This is a genomic window from Aerococcaceae bacterium DSM 111021, from assembly GCA_020112395.1.
In the GTDB taxonomy this organism is placed as follows: Bacteria; Bacillota; Bacilli; order Lactobacillales; family Aerococcaceae; genus Ruoffia.
Window position 1 is genome coordinate 801,737 of sequence record JACCEK010000001.1, and the last position, 21,411, is coordinate 823,147.

At 35.8% G+C, this 21,411-nt stretch carries 14 protein-coding genes; 1 reads left to right on the top strand and 13 read right to left on the bottom strand.

Annotated features, from left to right (window positions below; genetic code table 11):
- Positions 1 to 35 precede the first annotated feature (35 nt).
- From HYQ40_03675 to HYQ40_03720, 10 genes are all read right to left on the bottom strand, one after another.
- Positions 36 to 1,418 carry a peptidoglycan binding domain-containing protein gene (locus tag HYQ40_03675; GenBank protein MBZ6526863.1) on the bottom strand — a complete coding sequence of 461 codons (1,383 nt, stop codon included), beginning with the start codon at positions 1,416 to 1,418 and terminating at the stop codon, positions 36 to 38.
- 315 nt (positions 1,419 to 1,733) lie between these two features.
- Positions 1,734 to 3,164, bottom strand: a complete 1,431-nt coding sequence (gatB, locus tag HYQ40_03680) for an Asp-tRNA(Asn)/Glu-tRNA(Gln) amidotransferase subunit GatB (GenBank protein MBZ6526864.1) — start codon at positions 3,162 to 3,164, stop codon at positions 1,734 to 1,736.
- A 12-nt stretch (positions 3,165 to 3,176) separates the two neighbouring features.
- Positions 3,177 to 4,634: an Asp-tRNA(Asn)/Glu-tRNA(Gln) amidotransferase subunit GatA gene (gene gatA / locus HYQ40_03685; protein MBZ6526865.1), complete on the bottom strand. Its 1,458-nt coding sequence runs from the start codon at positions 4,632 to 4,634 to the stop codon at positions 3,177 to 3,179.
- Position 4,635: 1 nt separating this feature from the next.
- The gene (gatC, locus tag HYQ40_03690; GenBank protein MBZ6526866.1) at positions 4,636 to 4,932 is read right to left on the bottom strand and encodes an Asp-tRNA(Asn)/Glu-tRNA(Gln) amidotransferase subunit GatC; all 297 of its coding nucleotides are present in this window, start codon (positions 4,930 to 4,932) and stop codon (positions 4,636 to 4,638) included.
- Between the two features lie 24 nt (positions 4,933 to 4,956).
- A complete protein-coding gene (locus HYQ40_03695) occupies positions 4,957 to 6,204 on the bottom strand; it encodes a CamS family sex pheromone protein (GenBank protein ID MBZ6526867.1) in 1,248 nt (415 codons plus the stop codon).
- Positions 6,205 to 6,208: 4 nt separating this feature from the next.
- A complete protein-coding gene (gene ligA, locus HYQ40_03700) occupies positions 6,209 to 8,233 on the bottom strand; it encodes an NAD-dependent DNA ligase LigA (GenBank protein MBZ6526868.1) in 2,025 nt (674 codons plus the stop codon).
- 104 nt (positions 8,234 to 8,337) lie between these two features.
- The gene (pcrA, locus tag HYQ40_03705; GenBank protein ID MBZ6526869.1) at positions 8,338 to 10,659 is read right to left on the bottom strand and encodes a DNA helicase PcrA; all 2,322 of its coding nucleotides are present in this window, start codon (positions 10,657 to 10,659) and stop codon (positions 8,338 to 8,340) included.
- Positions 10,660 to 10,911: 252 nt separating this feature from the next.
- Positions 10,912 to 12,042, bottom strand: a complete 1,131-nt coding sequence (locus HYQ40_03710; GenBank protein ID MBZ6526870.1) for an ATP-grasp domain-containing protein — start codon at positions 12,040 to 12,042, stop codon at positions 10,912 to 10,914.
- A 93-nt stretch (positions 12,043 to 12,135) separates the two neighbouring features.
- Entirely contained in the window at positions 12,136 to 12,849 is a 714-nt protein-coding gene (locus HYQ40_03715) for a glycoside hydrolase family 73 protein (protein MBZ6526871.1), read from the bottom strand.
- Between the two features lie 17 nt (positions 12,850 to 12,866).
- A complete protein-coding gene (locus HYQ40_03720) occupies positions 12,867 to 13,391 on the bottom strand; it encodes a hypothetical protein (protein MBZ6526872.1) in 525 nt (174 codons plus the stop codon).
- Positions 13,392 to 13,521: 130 nt separating this feature from the next.
- Between HYQ40_03720 and HYQ40_03725 the strand changes: the two genes are divergently transcribed.
- Positions 13,522 to 14,028 carry an FUSC family protein gene (locus HYQ40_03725; protein ID MBZ6526873.1) on the top strand — a complete coding sequence of 169 codons (507 nt, stop codon included), beginning with the start codon at positions 13,522 to 13,524 and terminating at the stop codon, positions 14,026 to 14,028.
- Positions 14,029 to 14,248: 220 nt separating this feature from the next.
- On the opposite strand, the gene HYQ40_03730 is transcribed toward HYQ40_03725, so the two are convergent.
- The 3 genes from HYQ40_03730 to HYQ40_03740 form a co-directional block, all read right to left on the bottom strand.
- Positions 14,249 to 16,078: a serine hydrolase gene (locus tag HYQ40_03730; protein ID MBZ6526874.1), complete on the bottom strand. Its 1,830-nt coding sequence runs from the start codon at positions 16,076 to 16,078 to the stop codon at positions 14,249 to 14,251.
- A 247-nt stretch (positions 16,079 to 16,325) separates the two neighbouring features.
- Positions 16,326 to 20,675, bottom strand: coding sequence for an FtsX-like permease family protein (locus HYQ40_03735; protein ID MBZ6526875.1), 4,350 nt, complete (start codon positions 20,673 to 20,675; stop codon positions 16,326 to 16,328).
- 24 nt (positions 20,676 to 20,699) lie between these two features.
- Positions 20,700 to 21,401, bottom strand: a complete 702-nt coding sequence (locus tag HYQ40_03740) for an ABC transporter ATP-binding protein (protein MBZ6526876.1) — start codon at positions 21,399 to 21,401, stop codon at positions 20,700 to 20,702.
- Between the last annotated feature and the right edge of the window lie 10 nt (positions 21,402 to 21,411).

A 21,411-nucleotide genomic window follows, 5' to 3' on the forward strand; every position in this document is an offset into this window, starting at 1 on the left:
CTGAAAAAATAATTTTCAGCTCTTTTTACTTTACATTAGTAGAATACGATAACTGGTGTACCGTAATCAACATTATTATAAATAATTTCAACAGCACCTAAGGGTGTGTTAATACATCCAAGTGACCCAGATGATTGGTAAACATTTCCACCAAATGATCCTTGCCATGATGCATCGTGGATACCTTGTGCTTTATCATCAAATCGAATCCAGTAATTAACCGGCGTCGAATAGCTTATTTCTGAGAATGGATTAATACCAACTAAGTTTGTATCATATAACATCTCATTAACAGCATTCGCTCCTGGGACTGTTTCAGCACCAATTTTCCCTGATACCATTGGTGTTTCAACGATAATATCACCATCAACATATAAATACATATACTGGTTACTTAAATCAATTTCAATATAAGTTGACCCAATATCATCCGAAGCACCAGCTATACCACCTGAACTGTAATAAATTGGTTCTCTAGAGACATTCTCACCTGCGTGAATATCACTAATCAAGGCTTCAGTTTCGGCATCTGTGTCTATCGACCAACCTAATATCCCTGGCGGTACACTCACTTCACCTTGTAATGTACTTTCAAATTGTCTTGTTTTATAGAATGTAGAATACTCTTCGTTTAATGCACTTAAGTATTCTTTTACTGAATCTTCATTAATAATAAGTTCGTTTGATGCATTAAAATAAATCCAATTTTCAATCTCAGTTTGAGGAATAGTAACTTCTTCCCCAGCTATTTCATAAGTAATATCAACAGTCGAAACTGATTCAATCTCATCCATAACTGTCGTAATCTCTTCACTTTCTTCAGTCACTTCTGGTTGAGCATAAGCTTCTTCTAGATTAATTGTATAATTTTTATTTTGAATACCATCAACAATAGCAGATTCAAGACGTTCTGGATCAATTTGCTTACCTTCTTCGCCTTCAACAACATAATAACCGTCAGACTCATCATAATTCACAGCCGCATCGACAGCAGCTTCACGTTCTTCATTAGAAAGCCCTTGTGCTGACAAGGTATTAATTATTTCTTCTTCATTGAAGCTAATCTGTTCCTCTAAACCTTCGTTATACTCTTTATCTTCAAACAAACTATTCAACCAAGTCGTTGGATTTTGTGATAAGTATGACGCTTCTAATTTAGATTCAGTATTATACTCAGGCTCTAATTCACCTAACTTTAAACGAGCAACCTCTTGCCCATCCTCTTCAAGAACAAATTCTTTGTCATTCAAATCTTCAATAACTTTCGCCTGCGCTTCATCAAGTGTCAAATTACTAACATCAACTGTCCCAAAAGTGGAATTAGCTGAAAATTTCTCCGAGTAAAATCCAACACCTGCAAAATATACAACTCCCATAATTAACACAGTTGAAATGATAATTAATAATGTCTTCTTCATCACTTACCTACCTCTCTAAAGTTTCGCATTTATAGAGTAACATATTTAAAATGATTTGTGTGCAGAATTCACAATTTATTCAAAAATTCATTTGAATACTTATCCTTAATAAAAACTTAATCATTTTTAAGTATTAAAAAAGTTAACCTTTATGTAATTCAATCAAATTCTAAGTGGAAAATACTTATTTTAGTAAGGACCATTCGGTTAACGTAGTGAAACAAATTAAACATATCTACATTTATTCGCTATTAAAATATACACAAATAAAAAAAGCCTCTAAATGCAATAAGCATCTAGAAGCTTTTAAAGGTATTACATATTTTTTAATGTTTCTAAGATTAATTTGTTAACAACTTGTGGGTTAGCTTGTCCACGAGTTTGTTTCATAACTTGTCCAACAAAGAATCCTAAAGCTCGATCTTTACCATTCTTGTAGTCTTCTACAGACTCTGGACTTGAAGCAATAGCTTCATCAATAATCGGTTGTAATTTAGCAGGATCACTAAGTTGAACCATACCTTGCTCTTCAACAACTTTATTCGCATCTCCACCTTTTTCAACTAGGTGCTTGAATAATTTCTTGGCAATCTTGCTTGAAATTGTTCCATCAGCGATTAAATTAATCATTTGAGCTAAGTTAGTTGGTGTTAATTTAGTGTCTTCTAATACCATTTGTTCTTTGTTTAAGTGAGCAGATACCTCACCCATTAACCAGTTTGAAGCTTGCTTAGGATCAGCACCTTCTGCAATTGTATTATCAAAGAAGTCTGACATTACTTTTGTTTGAGTAAGAACCATTGCATCATACTCAGGCAATTCATACTCAGATACATAACGAAGACGTCTTTGATCAGGCATCTCAGGTAAGGTTTCTTTAACTTCAGCAATCCACTCTTCAGTAATATAAATTGGTGGAACATCTGGTTCTGGGAAGTAACGATAATCAGCCGCTCCTTCTTTCGTACGCATTAAGATCGTATCTCCAGTTGATTCGTCATAACGACGTGTTTCTTGATCGATTACGCCACCACTTCTTAATACGTTTGCTTGGCGTACTTCTTCATGCTCAAGTCCTTTACGTACAAAGTTAAAACTGTTTAAGTTTTTTAACTCTGTCTTCGTACCAAACTCTTCTTGTCCAAACGGACGAAGTGAGATATTTGCATCACAACGTAAAGACCCTTCTTCCATACGTACATCAGAAACTTCTGTAAATAAGATTTTCTCACGTACAGCTTCTAAGTATGCATAAGCTTCTGCAGGTGAGTGCATATCAGCTTCAGATACAATCTCAATTAAAGGAGTACCTTGACGGTTTAAATCAACATAAGAGAATCCGTCAGTACCATGCGTATTTTTACCAGCATCTTCTTCTAAATGAACACGGTTGATACGAATACGACGGCGTTCGCCTTCCACTTCAATATCAATATAACCATTCGTTCCAATCGGTTGAGTATCTTGAGTAATTTGGTAAGCAGATGGATTGTCAGGATAGAAATAGTTTTTGCGATCAAAACTCATTTCTCTAGCGATCTCACAGTTTAATGCAAGGGCTGCTTTCATTCCGTAATCCACTGCACCTTTGTTTAATACGGGTAATACTCCAGGGTATCCCCAGTCTTTTTCGTTTGTGTTACTATTCGGTTCTGCACCAAAATGAGCTGGTGAAGTACTAAATATTTTCGAGTCAGTTTTCAATTCAACGTGGATTTCTAATCCAATGACAGTTTCAAAATTCATTATATCACCCTCCTAAAATTCCGGTACTTGATTAACGTAGTCATGATTTTGTTCAAAATCATATGCAACTTGGTAAAGTGTTGATTCATCAAGGTGTTTACCAATTAATTGTAAGCCGATTGGCATTCCATTGCTATCGAATCCTGCTGGGACTGACATCGCTGGTAAACCTGCTAAGTTGACAGGTACAGTTAACAAGTCAGATACATACATCTCTACTGGATCTTCAATACGTCCACCGATCTTAAATGCAGTACTTGTTGTAACAGGTCCCATAATCAAGTCATATTGATTAAACACTTTAATAAAGTCTTCAATAATTAAAGTTCTTACTTGTGCAGCTTTTTTATAATACTTATCAAAGGCACCAGAGCTTAAACTGTAAGTCCCAAGCATAATACGACGTTTTACTTCTGTTCCAAAACCTTCACTACGAGATTGAACGTAGATATCTTCTAAAGTTTTAGCCGATTCTGAACGGTATCCGTAACGAATTCCATCAAATCGTTGTAAGTTCGATGACGCTTCAGCTGAAGATAAGATATAGTACACGTTAATTCCATAAGGTGTATGTGGTAATGATACTTCATCAACGATTGCACCTTGAGAAATAAAATATTCTTTCGCTTTCGCAATTGCTTCACGAATTTCTATGTTTACAGCTTCTGATTGATACTCTTTAGGAAATGCAATACGCATTCCTTCAATAGGTTGTCCAATTTTAGATCTGTAATCAAGTTCTACATCCGGACGGCTTGTTCCATCATTTTTATCATATCCTGCAATAGCTTCTAATACTAAGGCATTATCTTCTACTGAGATTGTCATTGGTCCAATTTGATCTAGACTTGAACCGAATGCAATCGCTCCGAAACGAGATACTGAACCGTATGATGGTTTCATTCCAACAATACCTGTAAAGGCTGCTGGGTTACGTACACTCCCACCTGTATCTGTCCCAAGACTTGCTGGTACTTGACGAGCAGCAACTGCAGATGATGATCCACCTGATGACCCACCAGGAACACGTTCTAGGTCCCATGGGTTTTTAGATGTTTTGAAGTATGAAGTCTCTGTTGAACCACCCATAGCAAATTCATCTAAGTTCAGTTTACCAATGATAATTGCTCCAGCTTCTTTTAATTTTTTAATAACCGTAGCATCATATGTTGGATTAAAGTTCTCTAACATTTTTGATGAAGCAGTTGTTATTAAGTCTTCAGTCACGATATTATCTTTAATTCCAATTGGCACACCATTCAGTAATGGTGCATCTTCTCCGTAACCAACTTCATCAGCTTTTTTAGCTGCTTCTAAAGCAGCTTCTTTATTTAATGCTAAGAATGAATTAACTTTATCATCTGTCTCTTCGATATATGCAAAGACTGATTCTGTTAGTTCAACAGCAGTAAATTCGCCGTTTTTTAACCCCGTTTGGATATCAATAATTGTTGTTGGATATTTACTCATATTAAACTTCCCCACTTTCTAAGATGGCTGGTACTTGAATAAAACCACCTTCAGCTAATGGTGCGTTTTTAAGTAATTCTTCAGTTTTATTGCGTTTAATTGCTTTATCTTCACGTAATACGTTGATTAATTGATTACCATGATACGTCGGTTTAACCCCTTCAGTATCTACTGCTTGTAATTGTTCAACCATATCGATAATACGACTAAATTCATCAGTGAAATTAGCTAATTCTTCATCAGAAAAACTTAGTTTCGATAATTTAGCTACGTGCTTGATTTGATCTTTACTTAACATTCAATTTATCCTTCCTTGTTCACTTTATTTTTTGAATATATGACTTTGATATTGTGTTGCACCAGCTGGACGACCTAAGTAAGCTTCAATTCCAGCATCAGATATGACTTTAATTTCTATGGCTACCCCTTCAGGTAATGTTCTTTGCGAAACATCAGTAATATGTTGAGTTAGTGCAGTAATTTCAGTTTGTTCATAAAATTGTGAAACAATTTCCACATTTAATGAAGCCAAACCTCCATCTATATACAATGCCTCCCCAGAAATACCATTTAAATTAGGGAAGAAATTAATAATTTCATTACTAAAATTATCAAAGTATGTGTACTGATCACTCTGATCATTGGCTTCAATGATTGGTAGTGCAATACGGTATTCATTGTTTTCTGTCCAATCGGTCACTGAATTCCCTTCACGTGAGATTCCATCTAAAACGTAAGTACCACCTACAATATCATCACTTGGAGCTGCACGGTAAATTCCAACTACAATTGGAACAGAACGTAATTCTTCTGTATTTCTAAGACGCCCAACAATAATATTAGCGAATTGTCTTCCACGCTCTCGCATTTCTCCAACTGAAATTTCTTGTTGATGAATAACGCCTTCACTATCAGTATATTCATAGGTACTGTTCATTGCAAGACCAATAACAATACCACCTAAGCCAAATCCTTCCTCGGTCTCTACCATCAAATTCTTCTCAGTAACTTGAGATAAATAAATTGGAGTAGATTGAACATTTGTTACTATCTGTTGGTTCTCTTCAGCATTTTCTTCCGTTACATCCTCTGGATCATCTGCAGGATCAACTGATTCATCTGAAGCAAGCGATTCATCTAAGCTTGATTGAGCTTCGGCCTCCTCTTCAGGCAGTGCAGGGTTTAACCCTTCTGGATTCGTTGCTGATTCTCTAGCTACCCAACTCGTCATCGTCGATTCATCAATAATTTGTCCTTCTTGCATGTAATATTGTTCTGTAGGAAAAACTTGTTTACTAATTCGTAGTAAACCTTCTTCAAATGCACGTATATTAGCAGCTGAACTTAAATTATAGTTTGAACTCGCTGATGCACCCATCTGATATTGCCCATCAGTAATAACAGCACGATAATAATCATTCGATAATTGATTTGTTGTCGTTTGAACTGTCACTTCATCAGGACTGACCTGTTGATTATTTTCTGATTCGGACCTTACTTGCGTCACGCCTCCGGAAAGCATTAAGCAAGCAAGTACTACAGATACACTTTTTCTTATCTTTCTGTTCATTTAATTACTCGCTCTCTTTTAATTTTTCTAGGAAAGTTTCTTCATCCATTATTGCAACTCCAAGATCTTGTGCTTTTTTCAGTTTACTTCCTGCAGCTTCTCCAGCTACAAGATAATCAGTGTTTTTCGACACACTTCCTGTCACTTTTGCTCCAAGGTTTTCTAAACGTTTTTTGGCTTCGCCACGAGTTAGAGTTTCCATTGAACCTGTTAGTACAACAGTTTGATTTGCCCAGAAGTTATCTTCTAGAGCAATTTCTTCAGGCACAACACCTAAGTACTCTGTATTTACCCCAGCTTGCTGTAAACGTTGAATTAACTCATTTGATTCATCCATCTCAAAATACTCAACGATTGCCTGACTAATCATTGGGCCAATGCCATCGATTGCTTCAATGTCTTCATTCGTCGCTTTTTGAATCCTTTCGATATTTCTGAATGTTTCTGAGATTAGTCTAGCAGCTTTGGAACCTACATGTCGAATACCTAACCCAAACAATAATCGTTCTAAGGAATTACCTTTAGATTCTTTAATTGCATTCACATATTTGGTTGCTGATTTTTCTTTCGTACTCGGTAGTTTTAAAAAATCATCTAGCTCCAATGTATATAAATCACTTGGGTCAGATATCAATTCTTGATTAATTAAATGCGCAATAATCTTATCACCTAATCCAGTAATATTCATCGCATTTCTAGAACTAAAATGAATCATTTTAGCTACTTTTTGTGCTGGACACAGTGGATTCATACATCTAAGAGCGACTTCCTCATTAAGGCGTACCAATTCAGCTTCACACTGTGGACAATTTATTGGTATAGGGAGTGGTTTTGAATCGTCTTGACGTTGACTCATAACAACACTAACTATTTCTGGGATAATGTCTCCGGCTTTATGTATCTCCACAGTATCTCCGATTCTAACACCTAAAGATTCAATCAAATCAACATTGTGCAAAGAAGCTCGTTGAACGGTTGTCCCTGCAAGTTGGATTGGGTCCATTACAGCAGTAGGTGTTACAACACCTGTTCGCCCAACAGTCCATTCCACTTCTCTGAGCGTTGTCTCAGCAATATCAGCTTTAAATTTATATGCTACTGCCCATCTTGGTGCTTTCACTGTAAAACCAAGTTGTTGTTGCAAAGCAACATCGTTTACTTTGATTACGATACCGTCAATTTCATAGGGTAAGTCATGTCGTTGTTCTTCAATCTGATGAACAAATTCCATAACTTCAGCTTGATTTTTACACAGTTTACGCAAAGGATTCGTTCTAAATCCTAAGTGTTGTAATTGATTAAATAAATCAGCTTGTGTTTCAACATTAAAGTCTTCATTATATAAAGCACTATACAAGAACATGTTCAACTGTCGCTTCGCAACAGCTTTGGGATCAATTTGTCTTAATCCACCAGCAGCAGCGTTTCGCGGATTTGCAAATGGAACTTCTCCAGTTTCTTCTCGTTTTTCATTCAATACTTTAAAAACTTCTTTTGGCATATAGGCTTCACCACGAACTTCAACCGTCACTGGTTCTTTTAATTTCAATGGTAATGATCGAATTGTACGGAGATTAGAAGTAATATCTTCTCCAATCATTCCATCTCCACGTGTAGCACCTCGAACAAATTGTCCGTTCTCGTAGGTTAAAGCAATGGCTAAACCATCAATTTTGCATTCAACCATGAATTCGACTTCTTGCTCAGTTTGACTTTGAACGCGTTGAATAAAAGCTCCGACCTCTTCCTCATTGAATGCATTACCCAAACTATACATTGCTTCAGCATGCTCAACTTTAGCAAAACCTTCTAATAATTGATCTCCAATTCGCTGGGTAGGTGAATCAGATGTTACCCAATCTGGATATGCTTTTTCAAGCTGTTCCAACTCATTATACATTTGATCGTACTCTGCATCTGTGATATTTGGTTTATCTAACACATAATAATTATATGCGTGATGATTCAGCTCACTTTTTAGCTGTTCAAGTCTTTCTTTTGCCTGTTCTAAATCTTTCGATTGAACCATTTATACCATCACTCCTAAAAAGCCATTACGTCAATAGCGGTCTTAATTTCTTTGTCATAGTATATCATTCTTTACCTTTTCTATCAGTAAAAACTATTAACAATCTATTCTACTTTTGATATCGGTGCAAAGGAAGCGAGTAGTTCTTTAATGCCTTGTGAATCGAAAGCAATGCTTAGTAATGCATCACTACCTGACCCTTTCACATTAACAACTGTTCCAACTCCCCAAGTGCGGTGATCAACTTTATCACCTACTGTATAACTTGAATTGGAAGTGTTTGTTACTTTTTTCTTCAATGCTCCTGTCGAACCACCTTTTGGTCGTTGACTTAAAAGAACATTTCTAGCAGCACTACTTGAACGGTTTCTTGATTGCTTCATATTATTTTGTGAGCGAATAACAGTTTGGAATGATTGCCCAACTTGCTCAATAAGACTCTGGTCAATTTCTGATACGAACCTACTTGGTGCATTATGTTGGTATCTTCCATATAATAATCGACTTCTGGCTGCCGTTAGATACAACTGTTCCTCAGCACGTGTCATGCCTACATAAGCTAGACGTCTTTCTTCTTCTAACTCATCGTCACTTTCAGATGCTCGACTTAATGGAAATAAGCCTTCTTCCATTCCTACAATGAATACATTCGGGAATTCTAGTCCCTTAGCGGCATGCATTGTCATTAAAGTAATCTGATCAGCTGATTCTTCTTCAGATGTATCCGATACAAGCGATAACTCTGTTAAAAATAGCGTCAGGCGAATTCTTGGTGAATTCATATCGAGCACTTCCTCAGGTTCTTCTGGGTCTTCAGTGAAATCTGGATCTTTTTCAATAATATCTTCTAAATCCATCTCATCGAATTCTTTTGTTACTGATGCAAATTCATCTAAGTTTTCCAATCGATTTGTTGCTTCTAGCGTGCCTTCTTCTTGTAAGCTATGCTTATAATCTGATTGTTCCCAGACCTCTTCAACTAATTCACTTAGCGTTAGAAATTCAGCTTGTTGTCTTAGTCGCTTAATCATATCACTAAAGCGAACAAATTTATTTTGTAAGCTGGCTGATAGATTTGAATTACCAAGTTGGTCAATTGCTTCAAACCAGCCTAAATTTAAACTATCCGCAAATTCTGCTAATTTAGCAATACTTGTCGGACCAATACCACGTTTTGGCACATTAATGATTCGGTTAAAACTTAAGTTATCCGCTAAATTGTTAATGAGTCGAAGATATGCCAGTGTATCTTGAATTTCTTTTCGCGAGTAGAACTTCAACCCACCAACAATTTTATAAGGTAAATTCGCTTTTAATAGTTGATCCTCTAAATTACGCGATTGTGCTTGAGTTCGATAAAGAATGGCATAATCACTATTTGATCGTCTTTGATCTTCTTTCGTTTGAAAGATTTGTTGGATCACGTATCTAGCTTCTTCTGAATCAGACTCAGCGAGATAAAATTTAACTTTACTACCTTGAGCCTTATCACTCCATAGTTTTTTATCTTTACGGTTAATATTTTTCTCAATAACGCTATTTGCTGCGTTCAGAATAGATTGAGTTGAACGGTAATTTTGCTCTAATAGGATCACTTTAGCATTTGGATAATCCTTTTCAAAGTTCATAATATTTTCCATATTCGCTCCACGCCATCCATAAATACTTTGGTCAGCATCTCCTACAACACAGATGTTTTTCAATAATTCAGCTAATGTTTTCACTAGTAGATACTGTGTTTCGTTTGTATCTTGATACTCATCTACATGAATATATTGAAACTTTTGTTGATAAAAATGGCGCGCATCGGCGTTTTCTTGAAGTAATTTCACAGTTAATAGAATTAAATCATTAAAGTCCATGGCATTACTTGTTTTTAATTTTTGTTGGTACATTTTGTATACATTTGATTGAATGTTACCTAAGTAATCTGTATTTTCTGCTGCAAACTCTTGTGGCATTTGTCCTTCATTCTTTGCTGCATCAATAACCCATAACATGTCTTTGTAATTAAATCTTTGACTATCAAGGTTCAATTCTTTTAATACACGTTTCATTAACGTTTGTTGTTCACCTTGGTCAATAATCGAAAAGTTTTGGTCATACCCAATCTGATTGGCTTCACGACGTAAAATTCTCGCACACATTGAGTGGAATGTTGATACCCAAATCGATGATGCCTCAGGTCCAACTAACTTCTCAACACGCTCTTTCATTTCATTCGCGGCTTTGTTTGTAAAAGTGATAGCTAATACATTCCATGGTTTGACCTTTTTCTCCTCTAATAAATAAGCAATTCGATGTGTCAAAACACTGGTCTTTCCACTTCCTGCTCCAGCAGCAATTAATACTGGACCGTCTGTTGTATATACAGCTTCTTGTTGTTTTTTATTCAATCGGTTAATACTTTCTATTAACGATGACATACTATTACCTCCAATTTATTTAGTAGGTTTTTAACTCTTTAAAAATCATACATAGGAGATTATATCAAAAATCGGTGTAGAGTCCTAACAAACAATCGATTAATTTCCTTTGTTACTTTTTTATGAGTCATTCTACTTTTTTAAAAAAATTATTGTATAAGATTTAATGAATTGTAACGACTTGTATCTAATTACTTCCTGCATAAAAAAATACCTCCTTGAGCTTTTAACTCAAGAAGGAAATTTAATTTTTTATTCAGTTAACTCTGTAATTTGGATTTGTCGTTCACATTCTGATAATGAATCACCTGTAACAATAACTTGTCCAATTAAACGTTTTGTATCATTATTAATCGGATTGAATAATGCGAATCCCCAATCCGTTCTTAGCATTAGCTGAGTTAATAAATTCTCCTCATTTAACACTGATGCTGGTAAAGCAATCGCTGCTCTACTCTTTAAGTGAAGTGTCGGCAATGGTAAACCTAATATAGCTCTTGCTGCAGCTTCATAGTGAGATATACTCATTGAACCTATCGTAAACATTGCTTCATCAGACAAACCAATACTTGCTTCATTTATGTATACAACCCCGGCTGATGTAATTAACATCTTCAGTGTCAATGAACCCATTAAATTCAACGACTCAGCTAAAAACTGTGCTAGTCGATTCATTTCTAGTTCAACGGGTTTAGAAATTTGTGCTGGAAAACGAACTTGTCTACCAAGTTGGTCCCCTTGCTCGCGTACTTCAAAAATCGGATAGATTAAAATTTCTCCGCGTTCGTTACGAATAACCGTAACGCTTGCTTTCTTTTCAGTAGGAATCCATGCTTCTAGAATACATGTTGTTTCCTCTAATTTTACACTGGCTTCATCATAATCCTCTTCACCGTATAGTACGATATGCTCATTAGCATTATCGACATGACGCTGAGTGGACTTTAGAATACATGGGAAGCCAATATACTCAACCGCTTCTTTTAAATCTGTTAAATTAGTGACTAGCGAAAATGGCGCAACTAAACATTTGTTAGAATCTAAGTAAGCCTTCTCAATGAGTCTATCTGTTGTAATTGCAATTAGATCCTCTGACAATGTTAAATCTGTCTTTGATGCTAATAATTGGAACTCTCTATTGGATAAAATTCCCATCTCAACAGTTACTACATCCACTCGTTCACTAAAATAATTTAAGACTTGCTCATTATATGTTTCGGTAACAGTTTGCCATGTAGCAAATTGCCTAACTGGATTATTCTCACTTGTTACCAAACTTGCAACACGATAGCCTAGCTTACCTGCTGCTTGAGCCAAGACAGCTGCAGAAATAGATGATCCAATAATTCCAATTGTCTCACCTGGATAATGTCTTTGCGCCATCCTGTCTACTCCCTTCAATCTTCGATATTTAAATGCACCTATAATAATAACACAACATGCAAATTCTGGCACTGATAAATTAATTTTTTTTAATTATTGTAAGGGCTGATCGTATTGGTGTAATTGATAAGCCTCAATCATCTCAATCAATTTTTCAGCATAAATAGGATCGGTGGCGTATCCTGATTCTTGCAATGCATAAGCTTGCTCCTCGTAATTATCTCCGTCTAATACAGCGTGATAGAATGTAGGATCCCAAGATGTACCCTCATTAATTAAAATAGCATGATTCTCCATCGATGCTTCCCAACTTGGATATACTTTGAATCGATCTGTTATTTCTATCCATTCATCATCAAAAAATTCTAATGTAGGAAAATCAACACCATCTGGATCTGATGCATCAGTCTTAACACCATAAAGATTATTATAGTCAGCACCTAATTGACTTTGACCAAAGTTACTCTCTAAAGCAGCTTGTGCCATTGATATACTCGCTAGCACACCATACTGCCTTTGAAGCCTTTGGGAGATGGGGATAATTGTCTCTATGAAAGTCAACCGTTCCTCATAATCTAACTCACGTTGAATAAGCTCACTATGCCGTTGATTAGCTGTTTCAACCCAACGATAAATGATTATCCCACTTAACAAGGTGAATATCACAAAGAAAATTGATAATATACCGATTTTTTGCAGAAATTCGGTTTTAAATGTATTCCAGTTTTTCTTGTAGTTTGTTTTACTTTTTCGTCGTCGCGTTGGGCGTTTTTTAAATTTAAATAAGTTCTTTTTCTTCTTGGCCATAGTGCCTCACTTTATTATTAGCTTTCTTGTAACTTCTCACTTTCGTCCACAAACCATTGTAAAAGTTTTACTTCATCATGTCCAATTTGTTGACGTATAATTCCTGGTAACCTTAATTCAATAATATCATTATAACCCCATAAGTTGTAATCAACAATCAACTGTAGAATAACCATATTCGATTTTCTAACACTTTCTTCACTATTCTCATCACTTTGATGCCACTCTAATCGAGCGATTCCATTATTAACCCATTTTTTTGCAATTTGGTATTTTAAGAAATTATATTCATTCACAGGATTGTTAACAACATCAGGCATAATCTCTGTTGTTCGAACTACTTTTTGCACAAGCATCCACTCATAATCTGTGAATAACGTTGAAAGAATTTGAACATTATCATACTTTAACCCCTGGTCCCCTTTTTTCCAACGGTCCCAACTTTGCGGAGAAATACCTAATTTTTCAGTATAAAAGGCTTTTTCACTTACATACTTTTCACGAATGACTTGAACTACGATTTCAATTAATGCTGGATTCATACTATCACCCTTTACGTGTATTTTATATACAACATTATACACCCTATACGTGATATATCCAAATGATAGATAGACATTTTAAAAATTTTTGTTACTATTATACTCATCATTAAATTTGAAAGGGCTATAGATGGAAGAAAATAAATCATTTAGAGATAGACTATCACTAGGATGGCGAGCTTTTAAAACTGCTATTGCCGTTTCTTTAATAATTATTATCTACACTTTATTTAATCTTGGAGAAGGTACTTTGGCAGCTTTATCTGCTGTATTCGCGTTACGTGGGACCATGCCAGATACTTATAAATACGCAAAATACCGAATTTTCGGTAATACTGTTGGTGTTCTTATCGCAACAACTTTAATCTTTTTAAGACAAAACGTAGCATTTTTTGCCAACGATTTCTATACTTCTATTTCAGGTGGCTTAGGTGTTCTATTAGTCCTAAACTTTTGTACTTTTTTTGGGAACCAACAAAGTATCATTAATTCTGTAGCAACTTTTTTAGTTGTGTATTTAGGTACACCCGAAGATACTTGGCTAGTTTATAGCATTAGCCGTATCTTAGACACCATTTTTGGTACGAGTGTCGCCATTGCCGTTAATAGGATACTACCTAATCGTTATAAAGATTAATAAAAACACTACTGATTCTAATCAATGTGTAAAAGTGAGAACAGTGAAGAGAGACGTAAGCTCAGTTTCTGGGCGATAACCGAAGGGATTAACTAGAGGCGTTTCACTAGAGTCATAGAAGCGTTCTCGCTGGAATAAATGGTAGACATTCATTTTAAGAAAAAACCGCCTATACATATATCTTAAACAGATAATGTATAGGCGGTTATTTATTTAATGATTAACGGTAATAGTATCTTTCTTCTGCTTCATCGTAAAACCATTCTGCTGGTCTTGTTTCTCCAGTTGATTCATCATAAACAGTTTCTTCAGGTAAATCAACGTAAGATCCAATATTCTCAACATATTGCTGTGAATACGTTCTTCCATCTTCACCTACCGTACCCGATGCTGGTACAGATTCTTCAACAACGTTAACTTGTGAAGGTGTAGATTCCTCAACCACTGACTCAGCTTCAGCAGCCGATTCTTCTGCTTCTAATGCCGCTTCATCAGGCGTTTGTCCAGTTTCAAAATACGTAACAATCTCATTTATAGACGTTGAAATTGCCGGTACTACCTCTTCAGCACTACTAAAGTTTGAAGAAAGAATAACTACGATATAGTTAGTATCTTCTAATTCAATAATACCAGAATAGTTTTGTTGAGCAGAATTTGAATCTGCTGATGCAATTTCGTAACGTGTTTGGTATCCATCGATTTGTTCCGCTGGATATTTTTCAGTAATTGGTGTATTTAATAATAACTCTTTGAATGTAGCATCTAATTCTGGTGATACTAGTTCATTATTAGCTAATTTATCTAACAACTGAGCGATATCTTGTGCGCTAGTTACTGCACCAACAACTTGCCCTGATTCTTGTGTTGTTAACATTTGAGTCACTCGTGTTGAGAAGTAATTCGATTCATTTAGCCATAAGTTAAATGAATTTGGACCGCCAGTTTCTTGAATTAAATGATTCATTGCTGATGCATCATTCGATTCAACAACCGCTGCTAATAATTCCTGAATTGTAAATTCAGCTCCTTCTTCAGCTGTTGCTACAATCCCTTCATCATTCTCAGAAACTAAGTCTAGAGATACAGAAACTGTATCTTCAAGAGCTAACTCACCATCATTAATTGTATTGAATGTGTGACCTAATACAAACCAGGAAATTAAAGCATCTGCCTCGACACTTTGATCATCATATACATATGGGACTTCTGAATCAGCAGGATAAACCACAGCTGATACATCTCCTAATGATGCTAAGTTATCTGTAATTGTTGAATTAAAGAACTCAGCTTGTCCACTATCAAGTGTAGTAGTTGGTACTTCATATGTAATACTTTCGCTTACACCTAATGTTTCAGATTCAATATTAAGTACTTGCTCTTGAGCCTCTGTTGAAAGAACAGCGACTGATGGATCATTGAAACTGATCGATAAAGTTTGTCCATCTTTAACTAATGAATAATCATTATCTAAATCAATTGTTTCACCATTTGCTTCAATTGTAAAAGCAAAAGTACTATTATCTACACTATCTAATGACTCATCAAATTCTAGTGATACATTTGTTAATGGATATTCGTCTAAATTAACTTCTTGATTAACTATAGATATTTGTCCTTCAGTCTCAGCCTCTTCTTCAGATTCAGATGATTCATTTGTTTCCTCTGTTTCAGCATCTGATTCTTGAGCTTCTTCTGAAGTTTCTTCTACTTCTGATTCCCCATTAACAGGATCTTGTGTTTCCGGTTCTTCTTCTGGTGCATTTTGAGCCACTTCAGTTTCAGATGGTTGGAAGTAATCTACAACTTCGTTAATAATTCGTGGACCGAATAAAAATGCTAAGAAAACAATTGCTACTGCTAGAACTAATTTAATAATTCCCCATAATACACGTGTGAACCCACCTCGAGAACGACGCGGTGTTTCTTCTACTATCTCTTCGTCATAACTATCTTGTTTTACTTCAGCTACTTCTTTTTTATTGAAGACATGCCCACAATAGGCACATTGGTTTTTACTTCTTACGTTTCTACCGCAATTTGGACACTGCATTAACTCTACCTCCTAGAAATGTTGTCATTCCTTTTGTGCTTCCTATTGTAGCATAGAATGAATACAATTGTCAGTTACAAACTCTAAAATATAGAGTGAATTCCATTGTTTTACACGTTTATATTAAGTTTATAACATTCTCATAACAAGAAAATTAGTCTTAAATATCAAAAAAACTTCCAATGTTTTCTCTAGCAAAATTGACTAGGAATTCATTGAAAGTTTTATCAAATATTATATGTAATACTTAGTCCACCCCTTTTAACGCTTCAACCATGTCAATTCGTTTCAATTTATAGTGCATTGCTATCATGACTATTGCAGAGAAAACAAATGATATAATAAATGATGCGATATAACCTGGGATAGATATACTTGGACTGAATAAAACATCGGTCATTTGCATTGTTTTTAACAAGAATGTATTCAAGACTGTTCCTAACACTAAACCAACAAGTCCTCCTAAGAATGTAAGTACTAGCACCTCATTGAATATGTACATACTCACTTCATGATTATAAAAACCAAGTACTTTAATGGTTGATAGTTCTCGTATCCGTTCGGCTACGTTAATATTAGTTAAGTTATATAAAACAACAAATGCTAGTGAGGCTGCGGAGATAATTAATACTAAAGTAATTAAATCCAAGCTACCCATTTGATCTCCAACACTTTGTTCTATGGTATTTAAATCAACCGTTGTTAACACATTATCATTTTCCATGATTGCCTCTTCAACTTGCTTGTGATTGCTATTCTCAGAGTAATTTACTAAATAAGCATTACGGATGGGTCTTTCACCGAATATAGCTTCATACTGCTCTGGATTAACATAAAGGTAATGGGATACATAATTTTCTACAACCGTATAATCTTCTATTGTAAACTCATCAAAGTCTTCATTCACTAATGTAAAAGATTCGTTTGATGGTAAGTTTAGTAACTCACCCATTCGTTCAGTGATAAACGGTCCACCTTCAATGATGGCATCCGGATTGGCTTGATGATCTCTTTCGCGTAAAGTAACATAATGTGAAAACTCTTCTATATCACCTAATGGCACCGTTACAGTCACCGGTTGAGTTAACCCATTCTCTAGCTCAGCATCATAAGTATCTTGTACTACTGGCATAATTTCTTGAACTCCATCTAAGTTATTAAATGTTTGAGTTACCTCATCTAATTCAGATTGATTTAAATCATCTGAAAGATATACCATTCCATCATAAGTTTGTATCTCATTGAATTGAACATCTACAACACTCGAAATCGTATTACTTATTCCAAAGCCTGTAACAATGAGCATTGTACAACCAGCCACGCCAATTAAGGTCATAGAATTTCGCCCTTTATATCGGAGTAAATTTCGCACTGTCATCTTGGCGTTAAAAGATAATCGATTCCAAATTGCTGGCACACGTTCAAGCCATAATTTTTTACCTGATTTTGGTGGCTCAGGTTGCAGTAGATTGGCTGGTTGGGTGCGAAGCATATTCAACGGTGTGAAAATAGCTGGTAGTAATGCTGTCGCTAAAGCGATAAATGCTGCAATGAAATTCCAATCCCACAGTATTTCTATCTTAGGGTTGTCAAAGTAATAAAGCATATTATAAGCATTCAAGATAACACCTGGGAACACTGAATAACCAATTACTAATCCAACAATAGTTCCTAGTACTCCAGCAATACCGGCATAAACAACAAACTTTTGTATTATTGTTGTATTTGTATAACCTAATTGCTTCATAGTCCCCATGTAATTTCTTTGTTCACTAGCCATTCGCTTAATGGTAGTAAAAGTTACTAAAATCGCAATGGCAAAGAAAAAGACTGGGAAAATATTTGAAATCACATCTAGTTGATTAGCATTATCATTTAAGCTTTGATAAGCGCTTGAGCTACCACGTTTCTCTACCATATATGTGGGTTCATCTAAATCGTCTAATGTTCTTCTAGCCTCTGCAATATCCGCTTCAGCATCTTCTAGGTCAACTAGAGCATCTGCTTCTTCCGACTCAAATTTATGCCGATTTAAATTATACTCAAAGTCCCCTTGCATCAAGTCCATTCGTCCTTCTATTGCTTCTTGTTGGCCTGTTTCAAACTCATTTCGTCCTTCAATTATTGCAGCATAAGACTCATCTAAAGTTCGTTTACCATTGATTAAATCATCCTGCCCCTCACTTAATTGAGATTGAGCATCATCTAATGCTTGCCTTCCCTCAATTAAAGAATCGTACGATGAATCCAATTGTTCTTGCCCTGTAGCCCTTTGGGCATTTAATTCTGTCCAACCTTGGTTAATTGTACTTTGAGCTAACTCTAATTCTGCCACGCCAGCATAATATTCATCCCAGCCTGCTGCTAACGTTGAGCTTTGCTCATCTAAAGTTGCTTGGGCAGTTTGTAACATCTCAACAGCTTCTACTAATTGACGTAGTTCAGATTGAACTTGTTCTAAGTCTATCCCTTGAGGTAACTCACCTAAACCATTTTCCTCAAGAAGTTGATTCAGCTCTGCTTCAGTGGCAGCTAACGCCTCTTGATTTTGAATTAATTGATTTTCAAGTTCGCTAATTTGTAAATCGATTGAATTAACTTGCTCTAATTGATTATTTAAATCATTAATTTCTAGATTATTTTGTTGGATGACACTTTCCAATTCAGTCTGTTCATTGTTATAAGTCTGTAATTCTTCTTCAATTTGCATACGCTCTGAGTCAGTCAAATTCTGATTTTGAAGTTGTGAATTTAAACCGTTTATAATCTGTGACAATTCGGTTAATCTTTGATAATATGTTTCATTTTCAGTAACTAACTCATCTTTACGTGTGAGTAGTCCGTTTACATCGCCTAAATTAGTACGTTCAGCTTGTAGCTGGATTAGTCTTGCTTCAATTTCTTGAATTTGAGATTCTAATTCACTAATTTCTGACAGTTTGTTCGTGATATCTTCGTAATTCATTGAGCTATTTTCAAGACCTTCTAATTCAGACATACGTTTATTTAATAATTGAATCACTTCATCGATAGGTGTTGTTGAATTCAACTCTGTATTCAACAATTGTTCTAATACAGCCACTTGATCTCCCGATAGTTCCAAGTCACCTAAGTTCTGTTGTGAAGTATCTATCTCAGGTAATCCACCAACTATATTCGTAAGTTCTTCTAGGTTCTGAATGAGTATATCTCGCTCTGTATCCAATGAATTAATCCAAGAAATAATATCTGGATTATCTCCATTATCCGCTTCTTCTAAAGTTGCAAGAAAAGTATTGATAACATCAATTTGTTCTTCAATTGCAGCTAAAAGCTGTTCTGGAGGAATCTGTCCATCCGTTGCTAAACCTAATTGGTCTAATAATTCCTGTCTTCCAGCAGCTAATTGAGCATAACCAGCATCAAGCGCCTCTTGGCCTTCAGCAAGTTGTAAGTATCCAGCTTGAGCCTCAGAAGCTGCTTGATTTAACTGTGATTGCGCATCTGTTAACTGTGATTCAGCTGATGCTATTTCTTGATTAAACATAGCTAGGCCGTCTTCATATTGAGCTAAGCCATCAGCATATACCTTCTCGTTATAATTAAGTTGTGCACGTCCATCTGCAAGTTCTAAACGACCTTGATGATACTCTCTAATTCCATCTCTAAACTCTTCTTCTCCACTCTCAAGTTCTGAACCCCCTTGATTAAGTTGCTGTTGGCCTTCTACAATACTTACATGGCCATCTTGAAGTTCTTCTTTAGCATCTTCTAATGCAATTCGAGCATCTTCCAAAGTTTGATAACCATCCGTAATCTCTTGTTGACCTTCTTGTATCGAATTGGCAACTTCATCACGCAATTCTTTGACCCGAATCTCTGGTCTATCTTCCAGCACTTCTTCTATAGTAGCGACAGTACTGTCAATAATTTGATTATACTCTGGTGAATAAGCCTCGTAAGCTCTTGCCTCATCTACCCAATAGTAAGCTTCAGAGTATATATCTCCACTTACTGCTTGATCACTGATGATTGCAAAAACATTTGCTGTTCCACTTCGCGTTATTCTTTCTATATAAATAGGCGTTCGAGCAAAACCAACGACCTCAAATTCTTCTGACTCCAAGGTGAATCCCGAGTTATCCAAATTATCCAAAGTGACTCGATCACCTATTTGAATTGGCGAATCCATTTGTTCATTAAGTGTTTCTAAATATTTTGTATCTAGAACGATCTCATCTTTGTCTTCAACCATACGCCCTTCGTAGATTTTAAAGAAGCTTGTACTTTGATTTCCATTATAAGTGAATACTTTCGCATTCTCTTCCCCAGGACTTATGACGGCATTGATAGACTGCATAGGTAACCAAGTTAAGTTCTCTTGGTTATTTATCAAGTCTACATCTGCTTCATTTAAGCCCACCGTTGAAAGGATGTGTCCATCTGGCATATTATTATCTTGATACACTTCTCGCGCAGTCTTGACCATAGAAGGCCCAGCAGCTCTAATACCAACAAAGAACGAAACACCTAAAGCGATAATCGCAAATATAGATATAAAACGTGGTATGGAATCTTTAATTTCACGTAAATTATCTTTCCATAATGCAGAATTCATAACATCCCCCCTTAACAATAATGATTACCATGTAATCTCATCGACTTCTAAAGGTTCTTCATTAAGTGTGATATCATCAACTTTTCCATTACGTATCTTTACAACTCGATCAGCCATCTCAGCAATCGTTGTATTATGTGTAATGACTACAATCGTTGTATCTGTATTACGACTTGTATCTTGCAATAATTTTAAAATTTGTTTACCAGTTTCGTAATCTAATGCTCCAGTCGGCTCATCTGCCAATAATAATTTCGGCTTACTTGCAATGGCTCTAGCAATTGACACACGTTGCTGTTCCCCACCTGAAAGCTGCGCTGGGAAGTTGTCAGCTCGGTGGTCTAAACCACACTGTTTTAACACTTCCATAACATCGGCATTACTTTTAGATATTTGAATGGATAATTCAACATTTTCTTTTGCAGTTAAGTTCGGAACAAGATTATAGTTTTGGAATACAAAGCCAATATTATTTCGACGAAACGTAGTCAATTCTTTATCCGTATAATTGCTGATATCTTTCCCAGCAATAATTACTTCACCTGAGGTTGCCTTATCCATTCCGCCTAATATATTTAAGGTTGTCGATTTTCCCGCGCCTGATGGTCCTAAAATTACAGCAAATTCACCTGCTTCGATTGTAAACGTAACGCCGTCATTCGCTCGAGTCACTACTTCCCCACTAATATATTCTTTTATAACTTCATTGAGCTTAATATAACTCATATAATCTCAC